The 17,088-nt window shown below is 67.5% G+C and carries 15 protein-coding genes, 1 pseudogene and 1 riboswitch; of the genes and pseudogenes, 5 read left to right on the forward strand and 11 right to left on the reverse strand.

The window, feature by feature from the left end:
* Positions 1 to 18 precede the first annotated feature (18 nt).
* From H9638_RS13145 to H9638_RS13170, 6 genes are all read right to left on the reverse strand, one after another.
* Positions 19 to 1,425 carry a formimidoylglutamate deiminase gene (locus H9638_RS13145; RefSeq protein WP_318241878.1) on the reverse strand — a complete coding sequence of 469 codons (1,407 nt, stop codon included), beginning with the start codon at positions 1,423 to 1,425 and terminating at the stop codon, positions 19 to 21.
* Entirely contained in the window at positions 1,422 to 2,621 is a 1,200-nt protein-coding gene (locus tag H9638_RS13150) for an allantoate amidohydrolase (RefSeq protein WP_191748046.1), read from the reverse strand. Before H9638_RS13150 ends, H9638_RS13145 begins: the two co-directional genes overlap by 4 nt.
* An 11-nt stretch (positions 2,622 to 2,632) precedes the next feature.
* Positions 2,633 to 4,312 carry a urocanate hydratase gene (gene hutU / locus H9638_RS13155; protein WP_191748047.1) on the reverse strand — a complete coding sequence of 560 codons (1,680 nt, stop codon included), beginning with the start codon at positions 4,310 to 4,312 and terminating at the stop codon, positions 2,633 to 2,635.
* Positions 4,313 to 4,385: 73 nt separating this feature from the next.
* A complete protein-coding gene (locus H9638_RS13160) occupies positions 4,386 to 5,045 on the reverse strand; it encodes an IclR family transcriptional regulator (protein WP_191748048.1) in 660 nt (219 codons plus the stop codon).
* A 341-nt stretch (positions 5,046 to 5,386) separates the two neighbouring features.
* Positions 5,387 to 5,548, reverse strand: a complete 162-nt coding sequence (locus H9638_RS13165; protein WP_191748049.1) for a hypothetical protein — start codon at positions 5,546 to 5,548, stop codon at positions 5,387 to 5,389.
* 43 nt (positions 5,549 to 5,591) lie between these two features.
* A complete protein-coding gene (locus tag H9638_RS13170) occupies positions 5,592 to 5,762 on the reverse strand; it encodes a hypothetical protein (protein WP_191748050.1) in 171 nt (56 codons plus the stop codon).
* A gap of 268 nt (positions 5,763 to 6,030) precedes the next feature.
* Between H9638_RS13170 and H9638_RS17090 the strand changes: the two are divergent.
* Positions 6,031 to 6,300, forward strand: a pseudogene (locus H9638_RS17090) (aldehyde dehydrogenase family protein); the annotation flags it as partial.
* A gap of 36 nt (positions 6,301 to 6,336) precedes the next feature.
* On the opposite strand, the gene H9638_RS13180 reads toward H9638_RS17090, so the two are convergent.
* From H9638_RS13180 to H9638_RS13190, 3 genes are all read right to left on the reverse strand, one after another.
* The gene (locus H9638_RS13180; RefSeq protein WP_191748051.1) at positions 6,337 to 7,434 is read right to left on the reverse strand and encodes an SDR family oxidoreductase; all 1,098 of its coding nucleotides are present in this window, start codon (positions 7,432 to 7,434) and stop codon (positions 6,337 to 6,339) included.
* A 140-nt stretch (positions 7,435 to 7,574) separates the two neighbouring features.
* Positions 7,575 to 9,566: an FAD/NAD(P)-binding protein gene (locus H9638_RS13185; protein ID WP_191748052.1), complete on the reverse strand. Its 1,992-nt coding sequence runs from the start codon at positions 9,564 to 9,566 to the stop codon at positions 7,575 to 7,577.
* A gap of 60 nt (positions 9,567 to 9,626) precedes the next feature.
* Complete coding sequence (locus H9638_RS13190) at positions 9,627 to 9,812, reverse strand: hypothetical protein (protein WP_191748053.1); 186 nt, start codon at positions 9,810 to 9,812, stop codon at positions 9,627 to 9,629.
* Positions 9,813 to 10,050: 238 nt separating this feature from the next.
* Here H9638_RS13190 and H9638_RS13195 point away from each other — a divergent pair, with 238 nt between their 5' ends.
* From H9638_RS13195 to H9638_RS13210, 4 genes are all read left to right on the forward strand, one after another.
* Complete coding sequence (locus H9638_RS13195) at positions 10,051 to 10,563, forward strand: MarR family winged helix-turn-helix transcriptional regulator (RefSeq protein ID WP_191748055.1); 513 nt, start codon at positions 10,051 to 10,053, stop codon at positions 10,561 to 10,563.
* Between the two features lie 256 nt (positions 10,564 to 10,819).
* Positions 10,820 to 10,909, forward strand: a riboswitch (TPP riboswitch).
* Positions 10,900 to 11,724, forward strand: coding sequence for a hydroxyethylthiazole kinase (gene thiM, locus H9638_RS13200; protein WP_191748057.1), 825 nt, complete (start codon positions 10,900 to 10,902; stop codon positions 11,722 to 11,724). (Overlaps the previous riboswitch by 10 nt.)
* On the forward strand, positions 11,721 to 12,413 hold the full coding sequence (gene thiE, locus H9638_RS13205; protein WP_191748059.1) for a thiamine phosphate synthase: 693 nt from the start codon (positions 11,721 to 11,723) through the stop codon (positions 12,411 to 12,413). The genes thiM and thiE overlap by 4 nt, the downstream gene beginning before the upstream one ends.
* Complete coding sequence (locus H9638_RS13210) at positions 12,401 to 14,080, forward strand: bifunctional hydroxymethylpyrimidine kinase/phosphomethylpyrimidine kinase (RefSeq protein ID WP_318241879.1); 1,680 nt, start codon at positions 12,401 to 12,403, stop codon at positions 14,078 to 14,080. Before thiE ends, H9638_RS13210 begins: the two co-directional genes overlap by 13 nt.
* A gap of 297 nt (positions 14,081 to 14,377) precedes the next feature.
* Here H9638_RS13210 and H9638_RS13215 read toward each other — a convergent pair whose 3' ends face one another.
* Both H9638_RS13215 and nrdE read right to left on the reverse strand, forming a co-directional pair.
* The gene (locus tag H9638_RS13215) at positions 14,378 to 14,926 is read right to left on the reverse strand and encodes a flavin reductase family protein (RefSeq protein ID WP_191748061.1); all 549 of its coding nucleotides are present in this window, start codon (positions 14,924 to 14,926) and stop codon (positions 14,378 to 14,380) included.
* 34 nt (positions 14,927 to 14,960) lie between these two features.
* Positions 14,961 to 17,081 (reverse strand): class 1b ribonucleoside-diphosphate reductase subunit alpha, encoded by a 2,121-nt coding sequence (gene nrdE, locus H9638_RS13220; protein ID WP_191748307.1) that lies wholly within the window; start codon positions 17,079 to 17,081, stop codon positions 14,961 to 14,963.
* Positions 17,082 to 17,088: the final 7 nt, after the last annotated feature.

Genomic DNA, 17,088 nt, shown 5'->3' on the forward strand with positions numbered 1-17,088 from the left:
TGATGAGGGTGGAGGGGCTCACGGTTGTCCTTTCGCTGCGGGTTCGCGGCCCGATGCCGTTTCGATTGTGCAGGCGGCAGCTTCATCGAGTTTCCGGATCGCTCCGGCCAGCAAAACCCCGGGATCGCCCAGCCTCAGATGCCGCCCGTGCCCGGCGGTGAGTGTGCCGCCGACGACGACGGCGGTGACGTCCTGCGCGGTGGCGCTGAGCGCCAGCTGGGCCGGGTCGGAGCCGGCGGTCCGGGTGCTTGCCGGGTCCACGGCCATCAGGTCGCACATGCGGCCAGCGGCGAAGCCCGGTGCCCGCCGGGCCTGGGCGGCAGCGCCGCCGTCGGACAGGGCAGTGTGCAGGGCAGCGGGGGTGAACCTGCCGCGGATGCCGGAGCCCAGCCGCTCGCCGTGCTCCAGTGCCCGCATCTCCAGCCAGGGGTCCAGGACGGCGTGCTGGTCCGAGCCAAGTGCGATGCGTGCGCCGGCAGCCGCGAGTGCCGCGGCGGGGCCGATTCCGTCGGCGAGGTCCGCCTCGGTGCTCGGGCACATCACCACGGTGGCTCCGGCACCGCCGAGCAGCTCGATGTCCATGTCCGTGAGGTGGGTGGCGTGGACGGCGGAGAGCTGCGGACCGAGCAGGCCGTAGCGGTCCAGGAGCTGCACCGGGGTGAGGCCGGTTGCGGCTAGGCAGGCCTGGTTTTCGGCGGGCTGTTCGGAGACGTGGAGGTGCAGCGGCAGGTCCGGATCCAGTCCGGCGGCGATGACGTTCAGGGCTTCTTCGGGCACGGCACGCACCGAATGAAGAGCCGCCCCGACGCTCACCTGCGCCGGGTCGAACTCGGCTTCGATGGCGGTCCGCAGGCCGGCCAGCCGGCGGAGCCAGGCTTCGGCACCTGCGTCTGCAAAGCGCCGCTGTTCCTGGTTCAGCGGCTGGCCGAAGCCGCCGGACAGGTAACAGGTGTCCAGCAGGGTCAGCCGGATGCCGGCAGTCTGGGCGGCGCGGCCCAAGGCCAGTTCCATGGCGTGCCCGGGGTAGGGTGTGCCGTCCGGGCGGTGGTGCACGTAGTGGAATTCCGCGACGGACGTGTAGCCGGCGGCCACCATTTCGGCGAAGACAGCGGTGGCCAGTTCCTCGTAGAGTTCCGGGGCCAGGGCTCCTGCGGCCTGGTACATCGCCTGCCGCCAGGTCCAGAAGCTGTCCGCTCCCCCGGCGTGGGTTCGGCCGCGAAGCACGCGGTGGAAGGCGTGGGAGTGGGCGTTCGATGCGGCCGGAAACACGACGCCGCGCAGCACCAGGTCCCCGGGGCGCGCATTGGCGCCGGTTTCCACTGCGGCAACGACTCCGGCGGTATCCACGGTCAGCCGGACACCGGACGCCACCTCCCCGTCCCATACCGCCCGTTCGCACCACACTCCCCGGGCACGCGCAGTCACAGCAGGGCTTCCAGGACGTCGGCGAGCGCCTCGGCTGAGTAGACGGCGTCGGCGTCTTCCACATACTCCTCCGGGGAATGCGAGATCCCGGTGGGGTTCCGGACAAAAACCATCCCCGCCGGAACATGACCGGCCAGGATCCCGGCGTCGTGCCCCGCGCCTGTCGCCAGGACGGGAGCCTGCGGCAGGGCGAGCTGCAGCTGACGCTGCAGCTCCGGGTCAAAGGAGGTTGTGGGGCTGAAGGATTCCTGGTCCAGGGTCACGGAGCAGCCTTCGAACGCAGCGATTTTCTGCGCCTTGCCGTGGATGGTCTCCACCAGTGCGGCGGTGACCGCGTCCTCCTCGTGCCGGGCGTCCAGCCACAGCTGAACCCGGGAGGCGATCACGTTGGTGCCGCCCGGGACCGCCTGGATCCGGCCCACGGTGGCGCGTGCGCCGGGCTGCGCGGTTGCCGCTTGCTGCACGGCAGTGATGATCTGAGCTGCAGCCACCATGGGATCCGCCCGGTCCTCCATCAAGGTGGTTCCGGCATGGTTGCCCTGCCCGTGCACCGTGAGCTTCCAGCGTCCGTGCCCCAGGATGGAACTGCCGACGGCGACGGCGGGGCCGTCCTCGCCGAGTCCCCGGCCCTGTTCCACGTGCAGCTCCACGAAGTCCCCGATCCGGGCGAGCGCGTCCTCGTCGCGGCCGATGTGTTCCGGGGCCAGCCCGGCCGCGCGGGCGGCGTCGGCGAATGTGGTGCCGTCGGCGTCGCGCAGGCTGCGGGCCTTGTCCGGATCGATCGCTCCGGTCAGCAGCCGTGAGCCGAGGCAGGCGACGCCGAAGCGGGAGCCCTCTTCCTCCGGGAAAACGGTGATGGCCAGGGACCGGTTGGGCTGCACGCCGCGTTCAACCAGGATGTCGACGGCGGCCAGTGCCGCGGCGATCCCGAGCGGACCGTCGAACGCCCCGCCGCCGGGGACCGAGTCCAGGTGGCTGCCGGTGACCAGCGCACCCTTCTGCGGTTCACCCCACCAGGCCCAGAGGATACCGTTGCGGTCGGTCTCCACCGCGAGTCCCCGGGTCCGTGCCTCGGCAATGAACCAGGCCCGCAGGTCGGTTTCCGCGGCGGAGAAAACGGGACGGGTGTAACCGCCGCGGACCGGATCCCGGCCGATGCCGGAGATGGCCTCCAGGAGGGTGGTGACTGCTGTCATCTCTCTGTCCTCTACTCTGCCATCGGGATGCGGACACCGCGTTCGGCGGCGACGGCCTCCGCTTCCGGGTAGCCGGCATCAACGTGCCGCATCACTCCGGTGCCCGGGTCATTGGTGAGCAAGCGTTCCAGCTTGCGGGCCGCCAGCTCCGTACCATCCGCAACTGAGACCTGCCCGGCGTGCAGCGAACGGCCGATGCCGACGCCGCCGCCATGGTGGATCGATACCCAGGTGGCACCGGAGGACGTGTTGAGCAGGGCGTTGAGCAGCGGCCAGTCGGCGATCGCGTCGGAGCCGTCCTTCATGCCCTCGGTTTCGCGGTATGGGGAAGCCACGGAGCCGGAGTCCAGATGGTCGCGGCCAATCACGATCGGCGCGGAGACCTTGCCCTCAGCGACCAGCCGGTTGAACAGCAGTCCGGCCTTGGCCCGCTCCCCGTAGCCAAGCCAGCAGATCCGGGCGGGCAGGCCCTCGAACTCGACATGCTCCGCGGCGGCGTCCAGCCAGCGGTGCAGGTGTTCCTTTTCCGGGAAGAGTTCCTTCAGCGCGGCATCAGTGACGGCGATGTCCGCGGGGTCCCCGGAGATGGCTACCCAGCGGAACGGTCCCATGCCTTCGCAGAACAGCGGGCGGATGTAGGCCGGAACGAAGCCGGGGAACTCAAAGGCCCGGTCGTAGCCGCCCTGGCGGGCTTCATCGCGGATCGAGTTGCCGTAGTCGAAGACCTCCGCCCCGGCGTCCTGGAACCCGACCATGGCTTCAACGTGCCGGGCCATCGAGGCCTGCGCTTTTTTGGTGAAGCCCTCCGGGTCCGCTTCGGCCTCCCGGTGCCAGTCCTGGACGCTGATGCCCTCGGGGAGGTAGCTCAGGGGATCGTGGGCGGAGGTCTGGTCGGTGACGATGTCGAAGTCCGCGCCTTCGCCGGCGTTGCGGCGGCGCAGCAGCTCAGGGAAGACTTCCGCGGCATTGCCGACCAGGCCCACGGAGAGCGCCCGGCCCTCGGCCTTGGCGGTCATCACTTTGGCGAGGGCAGCGTCGAGGTCCGTTTCGACGTCGTCCAGGTAGCGTTTGCCAGCGCGGCGCCGCAGCCGGGTTTCGTCGACGTCGACAATCAGCACCGCTCCCCCGTTGAGCGTGACCGCGAGCGGCTGGGCACCGCCCATCCCGCCGCAGCCACCCGTGAGCGTAGCCGTGCCGGCGAGCGTTCCGCCGAACCGCTTGTTCGCGATGGCCGCGAAGGTCTCGTAGGTGCCCTGCAGGATGCCCTGCGTGCCGATGTAGATCCAGGAGCCGGCGGTCATCTGCCCGTACATGGTCAGCCCTTCGGCTTCGAGCCGGCGGAACTCCGGCCAGGTGGACCAGTCCCCCACCAGGTTCGAGTTGGCGATCAGCACGCGCGGCGCCCATTCGTTGGTGCGGAAGACGCCCACGGGTTTGCCGGACTGCACCAGCAGGGTTTCGTCGTCGTCCAGGGTCTTCAGGGTGCGGATGATCGCGTCGAAGGATTCCCAGTTCCGGGCGGCCTTGCCGGTGCCGCCGTAGACCACCAGGTCCTCCGGGCGTTCGGCGACCTCCGGGTCCAGGTTGTTCATCAGCATCCGCAGCGGCGCTTCGGTCTGCCAGCTCTTGGCATTCAGGTCCGTGCCGCGGGGCGCCCGGACGGTGCGCGGGGTGTTGGCTGTCTCGGTCATGGGGTTCTCCGTCGTCATTGTCGGTGGTGGATGCGGTTGCTGTTCCGGGATGTGGACTAGCCCGGGGTGTGGACTAGCCCGAGGTGTGGACCGCGGCTGTTTCCGCGGTCAGGACTCGGCAGATGTCTTGGATGCGGGCGGGCGTGATCCGGTAGCTGGGGACGACCACGCTCATAGCCGCCACGGCCTTCCCGCCGGCGGCCAGTGGCACGGCAATCGCGGTGATGTCGGGTTCGACGCCGTCGCTCACCACCGCGCAGCCGTGCTCGCCGGTGCTCCCCTGCAGGGCATTTCCGGCGGCGCTTCCTTCGAGCACGAAGCGCCGGCCCACCCAGTTGGCGTGCCGGACGGACTGGGTTCCTTCGGCGATGGCGATGTACAGGCCGTGGCCGCCGGCGGCGGGGACGCTGAGGTAAGTGGATTCCCCGGTCAGCTCCACGATCCGGTCCATGGCGGCGCGGTACGTGGCGATCAGCGACTCCTGGCTCAGGGCAAGCACTCCGAGCTGCACGATGGCTGGCCCGGGCCGGTAGGTGCCGTTGTCTTCCCGCCGCACGAAGTCGGTTCCTTCGAGGGTGCGGAGCAGCCGCAGCGCCGTGCTGGTGGAAAGGCCTGCGGCCTTGGCAGCCTCCGACTGGGTCACCGCTCCCTGCCGGCACACCACGCTCAGCAGGGACAGCGCGCGCTCGACCGTCCGGGTGGTGCTGTCTGCTGTCTTCACTGCCTCGGCCATGCTGCTGCTTTCCCTCACTCGGTTTCCGCCCCACTGATGCCACCTAGTAAAACAGCAATTTCACTAGGTGGCTAGAGGTGTGGGTTCGCGGAGTAGCGTGGGCGGCGCGGGCGGCGCGGTCGGCGCAGTCGGCGGCGGGGCTTGCTGTGCGGGCGGCGGTGGTGGAGTCATATGGTCCGTGCAACGCTCCGAAACCACAGGATCGACGCGAGGCCTTGCGGCCACCCCTTCACCCAGGACGCTAAAGACCGGCTGTTTGATTTGATCCGCTCCGGGGTTTCCCTGCTCAGAGGTCCTGAATTACTCCTCGTTATTGGGTAGCTGCGGGTTGGGATGGATGGTCATGACTGGTCGCATACCCACGAACTGCGGCCCATGCCGAACCGGCACATGAAATCCGGGTCATTGATGCTGCCGCCGTCGAGTACGAGAACGAGAACGATTGCCAGCATCATCAAGACCAGAAAGACAGCTGTGATGATCCAGAACCGCTTCCGGCTCATGGCCCGTTCACCCTGGAGGTACCCGGCTTCGCTTCAGGCAACCTCACTTCCCTTTTTCTCCGCTTCGTCGATAAACCAGTCTGACCACGTAGATGAGCAGCAGGGTGCCGGGGACGCCGAGCAGCGGCGAACTATCTGGAACGAGGAATGCCAGCAGTACGGTCGCCGCCACGAAAAATATAAACGCAAGGCCGATTTTCTTTGTGATTGTCATAGCACCCCGTTCTGGTGAGAGCAGCGAACACAGCGACTCGGAGTCGTTGCCTCCGTCAGATTTCCCCGGACGTAAGACCGTGCCGGAACAGAGGCTCCGGCGCGCTGAACCTAGCCCGGATCTGCGTGTCCAGCCGCCGTAGCGGGTACCTGCATTCCTACTCGCATGTCCGGCTCATCGGCCTGCCTATGAGTCTCGCTGCCCGCTATCCTGGCGCTTCGACGACAGACAGGCCCGGTATTCCCACAGATCGTTACGGATGGGACGAATGAAACCACGCGAGGCAACAGGAGCAACAGCGGGTGGGAAGGGCGGGCCCCCTGCCCGGGATCGAAGCAGCGGTACTGCAGCACAGCCGCGAGCGGTGGGCAAGAACGTTGGCGCGCCCGCCGCGAGCGGTGAACATCTGAAGCACACGGCACTGGAGCTCAACGGCAACGGCCCCTTCGTAGTCCCGGCCGACGCAGACGCGGACCAGGCCGTCCGCGCCGCTGTAATGGGCAAGTTCCTGCACCAGGGACAGATCTGCATGGCGGTCAACCGGACCGTTTCCCCGCCTCTGTGTTGCCGCTGCCTAGGGAATCAGGCGTTCAGCGCGGAGGCGTTCGAACAGTGCGAGAAAGGCGTCCTCGGTGCGGCGGTAGCCGGTGAACCCGGCGACCCGGCTCTTGCTCATGTCCGTCAGCACCTCCATTTTCCGCCCCAGGTCAGCGTCTGTATGCCACCAGGAGGCCAGCCGGCCAAGGTCTGCTTCGGCCAGCCCGCGGCGCTCGGCCAGCTTCCGCCAGGCATCCTCCATACCGGCCATCTGCTTCTCAAGGGGCCGGGGTTCCGTAGCGAAACCCTCCGGCTCCACACCGAACCAGGCGGCCAGCCGCGGCCACAGGGACCGCCAGCGGAAGACGTCGCCATTGACCACGTTGAAGGCCTCGTTTGCGGTGTGCTCATCGGTGGAGGCCCACAGCATGTGTTCGGCGAGCAGACCGGCGTCGGTCATGTCGGTGACGGAATTCCATTGTGTTTCCGACCCGGGGAACACAAACGGCATCCCCAATTCCCGGCACAGTGTGGCCTGAACGGCGAGCGTCTGTCCCATGTTCATGGCATTGCCGACGGCGAATCCGATCACCGTGTGCGCGCGGTGCACCGACCAGGCGAAGCCCTGGCGCTCGGCGGCTGCCATGAGTTCGTCTTCCTGCGCGTAGTAGAAGTTGTCCACCGGCAGCCGGGGCTCCTCCTCGGAGAACGGCGTATCGGGCATCTGCCCTTCGCCGTAAGCTTCGAAGGGTCCCATGTAGTGCTTGAGGCCGGTCATCAGGGCGACATGCTCCAGCGGTGCGTCCCGCAGCACTGTCAGCAGGTTCCGGACCATCGCTGCGTTGACCCGGATGTTCTCCGCCTCCGTCTCCTGGCGGGACCAGGAGGTAAAGAAGACGTGAGTGGGGCGGGCTGTGCCGAGAGCCTCAGTGAGGCTTTCGGGCGATGTGAGGTCCGCTGCGACGGGGGTGACTCCCGGACGGGCTTCGGGCTTTGCCTTCCGGGAGAGCGCCAGCACGTTCCAGCCCCGGTCCGCGAGAAGGTCGACGAGTGCTGCGCCGGCGATTCCGGTGGCACCTGCCACGAGGGCGGTGGGGGCCGTGGAGGTGTTTCGGTTGCTGGCGGTTCTAAGCATGGATGTTTCTCCTGAAGGGGTGGGAGGGAGGGCGGCAGGACCAACGAGGGCAGGCGGGGGGGGGATTTGCCCCTTGCCCGGCTTAAATACTAGTTCCGCCTGGCTCCGGACCCGGGCCGGAGCAGGAGCCGCCCGCCGGCTCAGGGGCTGGGCGCCGGCATGGTCTCCCGCGTGATCCCCGTTGCGGCGCGGCCATCCGGGCCGGAACCGGCCAGGATGGCGGCGGCAATGTCATCGGCGTCGCGCAGGGTCCTCGCGCCGGCGTCGGCCGGGGCTCCGGCCTCCGCGGCGATCGCCGTGCCCCACTGCACGGAGGAGAGCTGCAGGCCCAGCACATACAGGTCCGGCTGCGGTTCACCCTTGATGTCCAGCGGACGGTACGGCGGCAGGGAAACGTCCAGCCCGGAGGTCATCACCGGGGTGCCGTCAGCCGCCATCATGACCTTGGGTCGGGCCAGACCGCGGTGCAGCATCCCCTCGAGCAGCGGGGACAGGCTGGCGCTGACCCGGTTGGCCGGCATCATGGCCTCGACCACGGTTGTTGCCGCGTATTCCTGCGGGGACCAGGGGGAAGAGGCCGTGAAGACGGCGCGGGCTTCATCGACGTCGAACCTCGGATCCGGGCCAACAAAGTGGACCAGGCCGGCACGGGTGAGCGCTGCCAGCTGCTCGATCCGTTCCGGCGGCGGGCCGCTTGCGAGCCCCTCAACCAGGGGTTCGAACCAGCCGCGCAGTTCGGTGAGCCAGGATTCCTCGGAAAGACCGCCGTCGGCCACCACTGCCTTGAGCACGGAACGCCCGGCGTTCAGCGCCCCGATCGCCATCTTCAGGGGGTCATCCTCGCCCTTCGCAGAGCCGGCGGCGTCTGCTTCCAGGTAGGCCAGGACGGCCGCGTCCACATCGGCGGCACCGCTGAAGGGCCGCCGGCCCAGCGGCTGGGCGAGGGCTTCAAGACTGGTGCGGTGCTCGGCGGGTACACAGCGCTGGAGCACTTCTTCCTTGGCAGGGTCCCAGTCCGGGCCGTCCACTGTGAGGGCGGCTTCGAGGTCCCGCAGGAAGTCGCCCGCGGGTACGGTCAGGCAACCCGGCGCCGTGCGGGCCAGGGTGGAGTAGTACGCCCAGATGGCGTCCCGGTGCAGCAACGGCCAGAAGTCATGGTCGAAGCCGGGCTGGATGCCTTCCACGGCAAAACTTCCTGCGGCTTCACGGGTGAACCAGCGCAGATTCACGCTCTTTGGAAGGTAGCTCTGAAGCTTGGCCTTGGCACGGTACGGCGTTCCCCTGCGGGAGGCTGCAACCAGTACCGGCTCGCGGCCGCTGGGTTCGTAGCGCAGTGACCGGCCGGCGGGTTCCCCGGTGGGTACAAACCGTCCGCCGCGGCCCAGCGTCACCTGCGCCATAATGTCGAAGAAGTTCAGTCCCAGGCCGCGCACCAGTACATGTTCCCCGGCGGGCAGCACGGAGAAATCAGCGTCGGAGGGAACGGCCGGCGGCAAATAACGCAGACCCAGCCGTGCTGCAGCATCGCTAAGCCTGGATTGTTCCGGGTTCAGGGCGGCGGGCAGGTGCCCAACGGCGAGGACGACGACGTCGGCACTCAGGTCCGCCTCACCGGCAAGTTCAAGGGTGAAGCCGGCTGTGTTGCGGGTCAGCGACAGGACCTCGGTCCGGTGATGGACGACGGCGGCGCCGGCCTGCTCTGCCGCTGCGGCCAGACGGGTGTAGGTCCACTCCAGGTAACGGCCGTATACGGCCCGGGTGGGGAAATCCCCCGGATCCAGGCGCGCAATTTCCTCCAGGTCTCCTGCGCTGAGGGTTACTGCCGGATCCTCCGCCATGGCCTGCGCCCACTCGCCGAAGGAGAGCCCGGACACGGAGGGCGCGAACCCCTGGTCAGGAGCCGGAGCCACGGTGGGAAACAGGCAGGGCGTGTTCATCAGGAACAGCCGGGACTGGTTGGTGCGCCAGACGTGTCCGGGTCCCGGAGTGAAGGGATCCACCATCCGGATTTCGAGTGCCGGGCGCTCGTCGGCGGGCAGTTCGAGGTACCTGGCGAGCAGCCGGTCGAGGACAGAAACCCCGCGCGGGCCGGCTCCGATGACGGCAACGCGAAGTCTCTGAGGTTTGTCCATGTTCTAAGGGTATCTGTCCATTTACCGCCAGCTGGGCCGTGGAGGTCCAGCAGCCCACCACTAGGTAAAGGACACGAAGATAAACGCCGCCGCCACGAACACCCCCAGGATCCAGAACCAGCGGTTGACCCGTTTCCTGCCCTCAATGTCCGCTTCCGGAACCCGCGACCCCCGGAAGATCAGCACGATCAGGATGACGGCGGCGATGATCCCCGCGAACAGCAGCACGGTGGTGAAAATCGGCACGGCGGCCCCCTGGGCGTCAGCGGATCTGCGTGCTGGCGACTCTACCGGGAGGGCTGCGTCCGCGGTACCGGTGCCTCGGGCTGAGCGTCCCGCCAGGCAGAAACCCTCCCTCCTCTTGGACCGGCCGGGGACTGATATAGCGGTTCCGGCCAGAACCCCGGGCGAAGGTAGGTTTCCTCTCAGACTATTTATTCACAGAACATCTCTGTTCCGACATGAGAGGTCTATCATGAGGGCCATGAGCAAAGGCAGTAGCGGTGCGGCCGGCCCGGAGTCCTTTCCCGGCGACCTCGCCTGGAATCTCGGCGTCACGGCGGGCTGTTACCAGTCCCGGCTGGAAGAGGTCCTGGCTGACATGCCCGGTGGCCTCCGCGGCTTCCAGGTGGTCTCCGCCGTCGTCCACCATGCCCCGGAAAACCAGCAGGCCCTGGGCGCCCGGGTTGGCATCGACCGGACGGTGCTGACCTATCTGCTCGACACTCTGGTGGCGGCCGGAGCCGTCGAGCGGATCCCCGATCCCACGGACCGCCGGGCACGCAAGGTGATCGCCACGGCCGCCGGCCGCCAAACCCTGGCCCGCTGTGAGCAGCTGGTCGCGCAGACGGAACGGGAGCTGCTGGCAGCGCTCGACGGCGAGTCCGGCGTGTTCCAAACGCTGATCGGCCGTCTGGCCGCCTTCGTCCAGGGCTCCTCTGCAGGCAGGCTCCCTTGCGCGGGTTTGGGAGAAACCCGGCCGGTCCCGGCTTCCTAGGACCTGCTACACCGCCGCGCGCCCGCCTGCCAGCGCCCGCCGCAGGGCCGGGTGCCCCACCGCAGCCTGGCGAGGCTGCGCGGCCCCGCGATAGTCCCCTTCGGCAGGAAGCGGGGGCGCGCAGATCAGGGTGGACTTCGGGCATATCAGATTCCCTGCCTGACGGAACAGGGTGTGGCCGCAGAGAGCTGTCCCGTCCATTTCACCGAAAGACCGGGCCGGTTGGCCAACGGAGGGATTCGACCATAGAGTCGTGGGCAGTGACACGGGGTGCCGCTTGGCTGAGATAAGACCCGTCGAACCTGATCTAGTTAGGACTAGCGAAGGGATGTCGCCATGACTATTGGCCTGACACCATTGACCGTTTCCACCCTGCTTTCCCGAGTGCGCAGCGAACCGCCACTGGTGCAGTGCCTGACCAACACCGTGGTCACGAACTTCACCGCCAACGTGCTGCTGGCCCTGGGCGCCGCCCCGGCCATGACCGACATTCCCGGGGAGGCCGGGCCGTTCGCCCGGCTGGCCTCCGGCGTGCTGATCAACCTCGGCACGCCCCACGCCGAGCAGCGCACCGCCATGCTGGAGGCCGCCAATGCTGCCAACGACGCAGGCACCCCCTGGGTCCTGGACCCCGTTGCGGTCGGCAGCCTCCCGGTGCGCACCGCCCTCGCCGCGGAGCTGCTGGAACTGCGGCCCACCGCCATCCGCGCCAACGCCTCGGAAATCATGGCACTGGCCGGGCTGGGTGCGGGCGGACGAGGGGTGGACGCCACGGACAACGCCGAGGATGCCCTCCCCGCGGCGACACTCCTGGCCCAAAAGTACGGCTCCATCGTGGCCATCTCCGGACCCACCGACGTCATCACGGACGGCACCTCCACCCTCCGGATCAGCAACGGGGACGCACTGCTGACCCGGGTCACCGGAGGCGGCTGCGCCCTCGGCGCGGTCACGGCTGCGTTCCTGGCCGTGGCGGACGGCGGCGGAACGGACAGCAGGGGAAGGCTGGAGGCGGCCGCGGCCGCCACCGCCGTGTACACGCTGACAGCCGAGCTGGCCGCGGCACAGACAGCCGGGCCGGGCAGCTTTGTCCCGGCGTTCCTGGATTCCCTCGCAGACCTCACTGATCAGGACATTGCGGCAAAGCTGGTGGCGGCATGAATCCCGCAGGCCCCGGAGTATCCCCCGCCCTCCGGCCCCGGGCCGTTGCCCGGGCGACCGGCATCTATCTCGTGACCGACACTGCCCAGTGCGGGGCACGCGGCGTCGTGGAAACCGTGCGTGCCGCCGTCGCCGGCGGGATCCGGACGGTCCAGATCCGGGAAAAGCATGCCTCGGCTGCAGATTTCTTTGCGCTGGTCCTGGCCGTCGCCGAGGCAGTCGGGGACCAGGCGCTGGTCCTGGTGGATGACCGGGTGGACGTTTACCTGGCGGCCCGGGCCGCCGGAGCCCGGGTCCACGGCGTGCATGTGGGCCAGAGCGACCTTCCCGTCGCCGCTGTCCGCGCGATCACCGGCCCGGACGCCGTCGTCGGCCTGACCGCGAACACCGCGGCGCACCTCGACGCCGTGCGTGCACTCACCCCCGGGACGGTGGACTACCTCGGTGCCGGCGTCATCCATCCCACCAGCACCAAACCCGACCACCCGGTGCCCCTGGGCGTGGACGGTTTCCAGGCATTCACCGCGTCCTCACCGGTCCCCTGTGTCGCGATCGGTGGCATTGAGCTGACGGATATCCCTGCCCTCCGCGCCGCCGGAGCCTCCGGAGCGGCGGTGGTTTCGGCCATCTGCACGGCCGCGGATCCGCTGCGCAGTGCCCGGGAGTTGGTGGCAGCGTGGAACGCATAGCCTCGACGGAAACTTTGCCGCCTTCGGACACCGGGCGCAGCATTCCCCGGGTCCTGAGCATCGCCGGCACCGATCCCAGCGGCGGCGCGGGTATCCAGGCAGATCTGAAGTCCATTGCCGCCACCGGCGGTTACGGCATGGCGGCCGTGACAGCCCTGGTGGCACAGAACACCCACGGCGTCCGGTCCGTCCACACGCCGCCGGCGGATTTCCTGCGTCAGCAACTGGAGGCGGTGAGTGACGACGTCGTGATCGACGCCGTGAAGATCGGCATGCTGGGCACCGCCGAGGTGACGCAGACGGTGACCGGCTGGCTGGCCGAGGTCCGGCCCCCGGTAGTGGTGCTGGACCCGGTGATGGTGGCTACCAGCGGTGACCGCCTGCTCAGCACCGGCGCCGAGAAGGCGCTGCGCCAGCTGCTGCACCGGGTGGATCTGGTGACCCCCAACCTGCCGGAGCTCGCCGTCCTGCTGCACGAGGATCCGGCGCAGACCTGGGACCAGGCGCTGGACCAGGGACGCCGGCTGGCCGGCACCTATTCCACCGCGGTGCTGGTCAAGGGCGGGCATCTGACCGGGGACGCGGCGCCGGATGCGCTGGTGGTGCCCGACGGCGGCGGCGGGTTTGCGGTCACCGAAGTCAGTTCGGTGCGGGTTGCCACTAAGAACACCCACGGGACCGGATGCTCGCTGTCCGCGGCCATGGCAACGCTGTTCGCCCGTACCGGGAACTGGGTCCGGACGCTGACGGCCGCCAAGGCCTGGCTGCAGGAGACGCTGGAAACCGCCGATCTCCTGGACGTCGGCACCGGCCACGGACCGGTGAACCATTTCCACGGCGTCTGGGAACGCGGCCTGGCCCCCTTGCCGGGGCCGGCTGCCGTGCCCGGAGGGTTCCTACCGACCGTGGGTTCCGAGGAACCCGGCGCCGAGGGACCCGGGCCGGTTTCGACTTCGGCGGCTCCCGGCGGCTCCCCGGCGCCGGCCGGCGGCTGGACCGCCGCCCTCTGGAAGGAGACCGCCGGCCTGCGCTCCCGGATCGATGAGCTGGACTTCGTCCGCGGGCTTGGCGACGGGTCGCTGCCGCAGGAGTCGTTCGGTTTCTATCTGACCCAGGACGCGATCTATCTGCGCGGGTACGCCCGTGCCATGGCCCGGGCGAGCGAACTGGCACCGCGGCTCCAGGAGCAGGTTTTCTGGGCGGCGGGAGCACGCAATGCCCTCGAAGCGGAGCTCGATCTGCACCGGAACTGGCTCGGTCCCGCGGGCGGCACCGGCGTCGAACAGGTCCTCTCAGTGCCGGCAGGCACGGACGTTGCAGCCGCCGGGCCAGTGACCCGCGGGTATCTGGAGCATCTGCTCGCCCGGGACCGGTATGCGGAGGACCGCATCGAATATGCCCGCCTGGTGGGAGCGGTGCTCCCCTGTTTCTGGGTCTATGCGGAGGTGGGAGCCAGGCTCCAGCGCCTGAATCATACGGCCCATCCGCATCGGGAATGGCTGGACACCTACGCCGATCCCGGTTTTGCCGCCGCCACGGAACAGGCCGTTGCGATCCTGGAAACCGTCCTGGCTGGGGATGTGGCCGAACGGCGGGCAGCGCAGGAAGCGTTTACCGGCTCGGTGCAGTGGGAACACGACTTCTTCGCGGCCGGCACGCTCCCCTGACCGGCCGCCAATCTGGGATCACCTGACGGGCTGCGGGGAGCTGGGGGAATCCCCTTCGGGACTTCCCTGCCACTTTGGGACAATCCTGCGCGGCGCCACGGCAGGAATGTCCCAAACTGGGTGGCATGTCCCAAATGGAAGGGTTTCTCTTGCACACGGACAATCCCCAGCCAGCGGCAGGATGGCCCCTAGCAGCCCCGGCCGACACGCGTTCCCACTGTTAGTTGTGTGGAGTGACTGGTGTGACCTCATCTGCCACATGAGGTTACATAGAGTGGGAACGTGTGCCGGGGCTTGTCAGGGTCGCAGCAGGTCAGACAGACCCGGATCCGGTTCGGCAACACCGCCAAGCCTTCCCCCGTGGAAGATCATCGGCCTGCCGCCGCCGGAGGCACTCATCCCCACGACGTCGGCGATGACCAGGACATGGTCGCCGCCGTCCACCTCGCGGTTGATGGTGGCGTGGATCCAGCCCGTGGCTCCGTCGATCTGCGGTGTCCGCTGCGGAGAGAGACTCCACTCGAGGCCGGCGAACTTGTCCTCCCGCCTGCCGGAAAGAGCCCGGGCAACGTGCTGCTGCCCTTCCGCCAGCAGGCTGACCGTGAACTTTCCCGAACGGGAGATCTTGGGCCACGTTGCTGAAGCACGGTCAATACTGAACGTGATCAGGGCTGGGTCCAGCGAAAGGGAAGCCAGGGTGCCGACAATGAGACCGCACGGTGCACCGGTCTCCGGATCCAAAGAGGCGACGGCGGCAACTCCGGAAGGATAATGCCGCATGACCTCGCGGTACCGCTCGGAGCTGATTCCTTCGGTCCCAGTGTTCGTCGTAGTGGACAGAGTCATTGGTTCTCCTTCACGAGAGGTGTAAGGGATGCCGCTAGAGCATGCAGGAGACGCAGTTTTCCACTTCGGTGCCTTCAAGCGCGAGCTGGCGCAGACGGATGTAGTAGATGGTCTTGATGCCCTTGCGCCAGGCGTAGATCTGCGCCTTGTTGATGTCGCGCGTGGTGGCGGTGTCCTTGAAGAACAGCGTCAGCGACAGGCCCTGATCCACGTGCTGCGTGGCGGCAGCGTAGGTGTCGACGATCTTCTCGTAGCCGATTTCGTACGCATCCTGGTAGTACTCCAGGTTGTCGTTGGTCAGGTAGGGCGCCGGGTAGTACACCCGGCCGAGCTTGCCTTCCTTGCGAATCTCGATCTTCGCGGCCACCGGGTGGATGGAGGAGGTGGAGTTGTTGATGTAGGAGATCGATCCGGTCGGCGGAACGGCCTGCAGGTTCTGGTTGTAGATCCCGTGTTCCATCACCGAGGCGCGCAGCGCGGCCCAGTCGGCCTGGGTGGGAATGTGGATGCCCTCGAACAGCTCGCGCACGCGCTGGGTCTTGGGAACCCATTCCTCGTTCACGTACTTGTCGAAGAACTCACCGCTGGCGTACTGCGAATTCTCGAACCCCTCAAAGGTCTGCTGACGCTCCAGGGAGAGCAGGTTGGAGGACCGCAGCGCGTGGTAAACCACGGTGTAGAAGTAGATGTTGGTGAAATCCAGCCCCTCTTCGGAGCCGTAGTGCACCCGCTCCCGGGCCAGGTAGCCGTGCAGGTTCATCTGGCCCAGGCCGATGGCGTGCGAGGCATCGTTACCCTCAACGATGGAGGGCACCGAACCGATGTGGCTCATATCCGAAACCGCGGTCAGCGCACGGACAGCCGTCTCGATGGTGTCCGCCAGGTTCCCGCCGTCCATGGCCTTGGCAATGTTCATGGAGCCCAGGTTGCAGGAGATGTCCCTGCCCACGTTCGAATAGCTGAGGTCATCGTTGTAGCGCGACGGCGTCGAAACCTGGAGGATCTCCGAGCACAGATTGGACATGGAAATCCGTCCCTGAATCGGGTTCGCCCTGTTCACCGTGTCTTCGAACATGATGTACGGGTAGCCGGACTCGAACTGGATTTCGGCCAGCGTCTGGAAGAAGTCACGGGCCTTGATCTTGGTCTTCTTGATCCGGGAATCGTCCACCATCTCGTAGTACTTCTCGGTGACCGAGATGTCGGAGAACGGCATGCCGTAGACCTTTTCGACGTCGTACGGGGAGAACAGGTACATGTCCTCATCCCGCTTGGCCAGCTCGAAGGTGATGTCGGGGACAACGACGCCGAGGGAGAGGGTCTTGATGCGGATCTTCTCATCGGCGTTTTCCCGCTTGGTGTCCAGGAACCGGTGAATGTCCGGGTGGTGTGCGTGCAGGTACACGGCACCGGCGCCCTGGCGGGCACCGAGCTGGTTGGCGTAGGAGAAGGAATCCTCGAGGAGCTTCATCACGGGAATGACGCCGGAGGACTGGTTCTCGATCTGCTTGATCGGGGCGCCCACCTCCCTGACATTGGTCAGCGACAGGCCGACTCCGCCGCCGCGCTTGGACAGCTGCAGGGCGGAGTTGATCGACCGTCCGATCGACTCCATATTGTCCTCAAACCGCAGCAGGAAGCAGGACACAAGCTCGCCGCGCTGGGCCTTGCCCGCGTTCAGGAAGGTGGGGGTGGCGGGCTGGAAGCGGCCGCTGAGGATCTCGTCCATCATCTGCACGGCCAGCTTCTCGTCGCCGCCGCCCAGGTGCAGGGCCGTCATGCAGACCCGGTCCTCGAAACGCTCCAGATACCGCTGGCCGTCAAAGGTCTTCAGCGTGTAGGAGGTGTAGAACTTGAAGGCGCCCAGGAACGTCTCGAAACGGAAGTCCTGACCTTCGGCGCGCCGGTACAGCCCGCGGATGAAGTCCATCGAGTACCGGTCAAGGGTTTCCCGCTCGTAGTAGCCGTGGCCCACCAGGTACTTCAACTTCTCATCAAGAGTGTCAAAGTGCATGGTGTTCTCATTCACGTGCTGCAGGAAGTACTGGCGCGCCGCAGCGCGGTCCGCCTCGAACTGAATCTCGCCGTCCTTGCCGTACAGGTTCAGCATGGCGTTGAGCTCGTGATAGCCCAGGCCCTGCCCCTGAGGCGGCAGCCGGTCA

Origin of the sequence: Arthrobacter pullicola (genome assembly GCF_014836875.1) — a bacterium.
In the GTDB taxonomy this organism is placed as follows: Bacteria; Actinomycetota; Actinomycetes; order Actinomycetales; family Micrococcaceae; genus Arthrobacter_B; species Arthrobacter_B pullicola.

Bases quoted from the DNA above. Each gene is read 5' to 3' on its own strand.
- H9638_RS13170 (WP_191748050.1), bottom strand. From the start codon at position 5,762: ATGACAATCACAAAGAAAATCGGCCTTGCGTTTATATTTTTCGTGGCG.
- thiM (WP_191748057.1), top strand. From the start codon at position 10,900: ATGACTATTGGCCTGACACCATTGACCGTTTCCACCCTGCTTTCCCGA.
- thiE (WP_191748059.1), top strand. From the start codon at position 11,721: ATGAATCCCGCAGGCCCCGGAGTATCCCCCGCCCTCCGGCCCCGGGCC.
- hutU (WP_191748047.1), bottom strand. From the start codon at position 4,312: ATGACCGAGACAGCCAACACCCCGCGCACCGTCCGGGCGCCCCGCGGC.
- H9638_RS13150 (WP_191748046.1), bottom strand. From the start codon at position 2,621: ATGACAGCAGTCACCACCCTCCTGGAGGCCATCTCCGGCATCGGCCGG.
- H9638_RS13215 (WP_191748061.1), bottom strand. From the start codon at position 14,926: ATGACTCTGTCCACTACGACGAACACTGGGACCGAAGGAATCAGCTCC.
- H9638_RS13195 (WP_191748055.1), top strand. From the start codon at position 10,051: ATGAGCAAAGGCAGTAGCGGTGCGGCCGGCCCGGAGTCCTTTCCCGGC.
- H9638_RS13160 (WP_191748048.1), bottom strand. From the start codon at position 5,045: ATGGCCGAGGCAGTGAAGACAGCAGACAGCACCACCCGGACGGTCGAG.
- H9638_RS13165 (WP_191748049.1), bottom strand. From the start codon at position 5,548: ATGAGCCGGAAGCGGTTCTGGATCATCACAGCTGTCTTTCTGGTCTTG.
- H9638_RS13185 (WP_191748052.1), bottom strand. From the start codon at position 9,566: ATGGACAAACCTCAGAGACTTCGCGTTGCCGTCATCGGAGCCGGCCCG.
- H9638_RS13180 (WP_191748051.1), bottom strand. From the start codon at position 7,434: ATGCTTAGAACCGCCAGCAACCGAAACACCTCCACGGCCCCCACCGCC.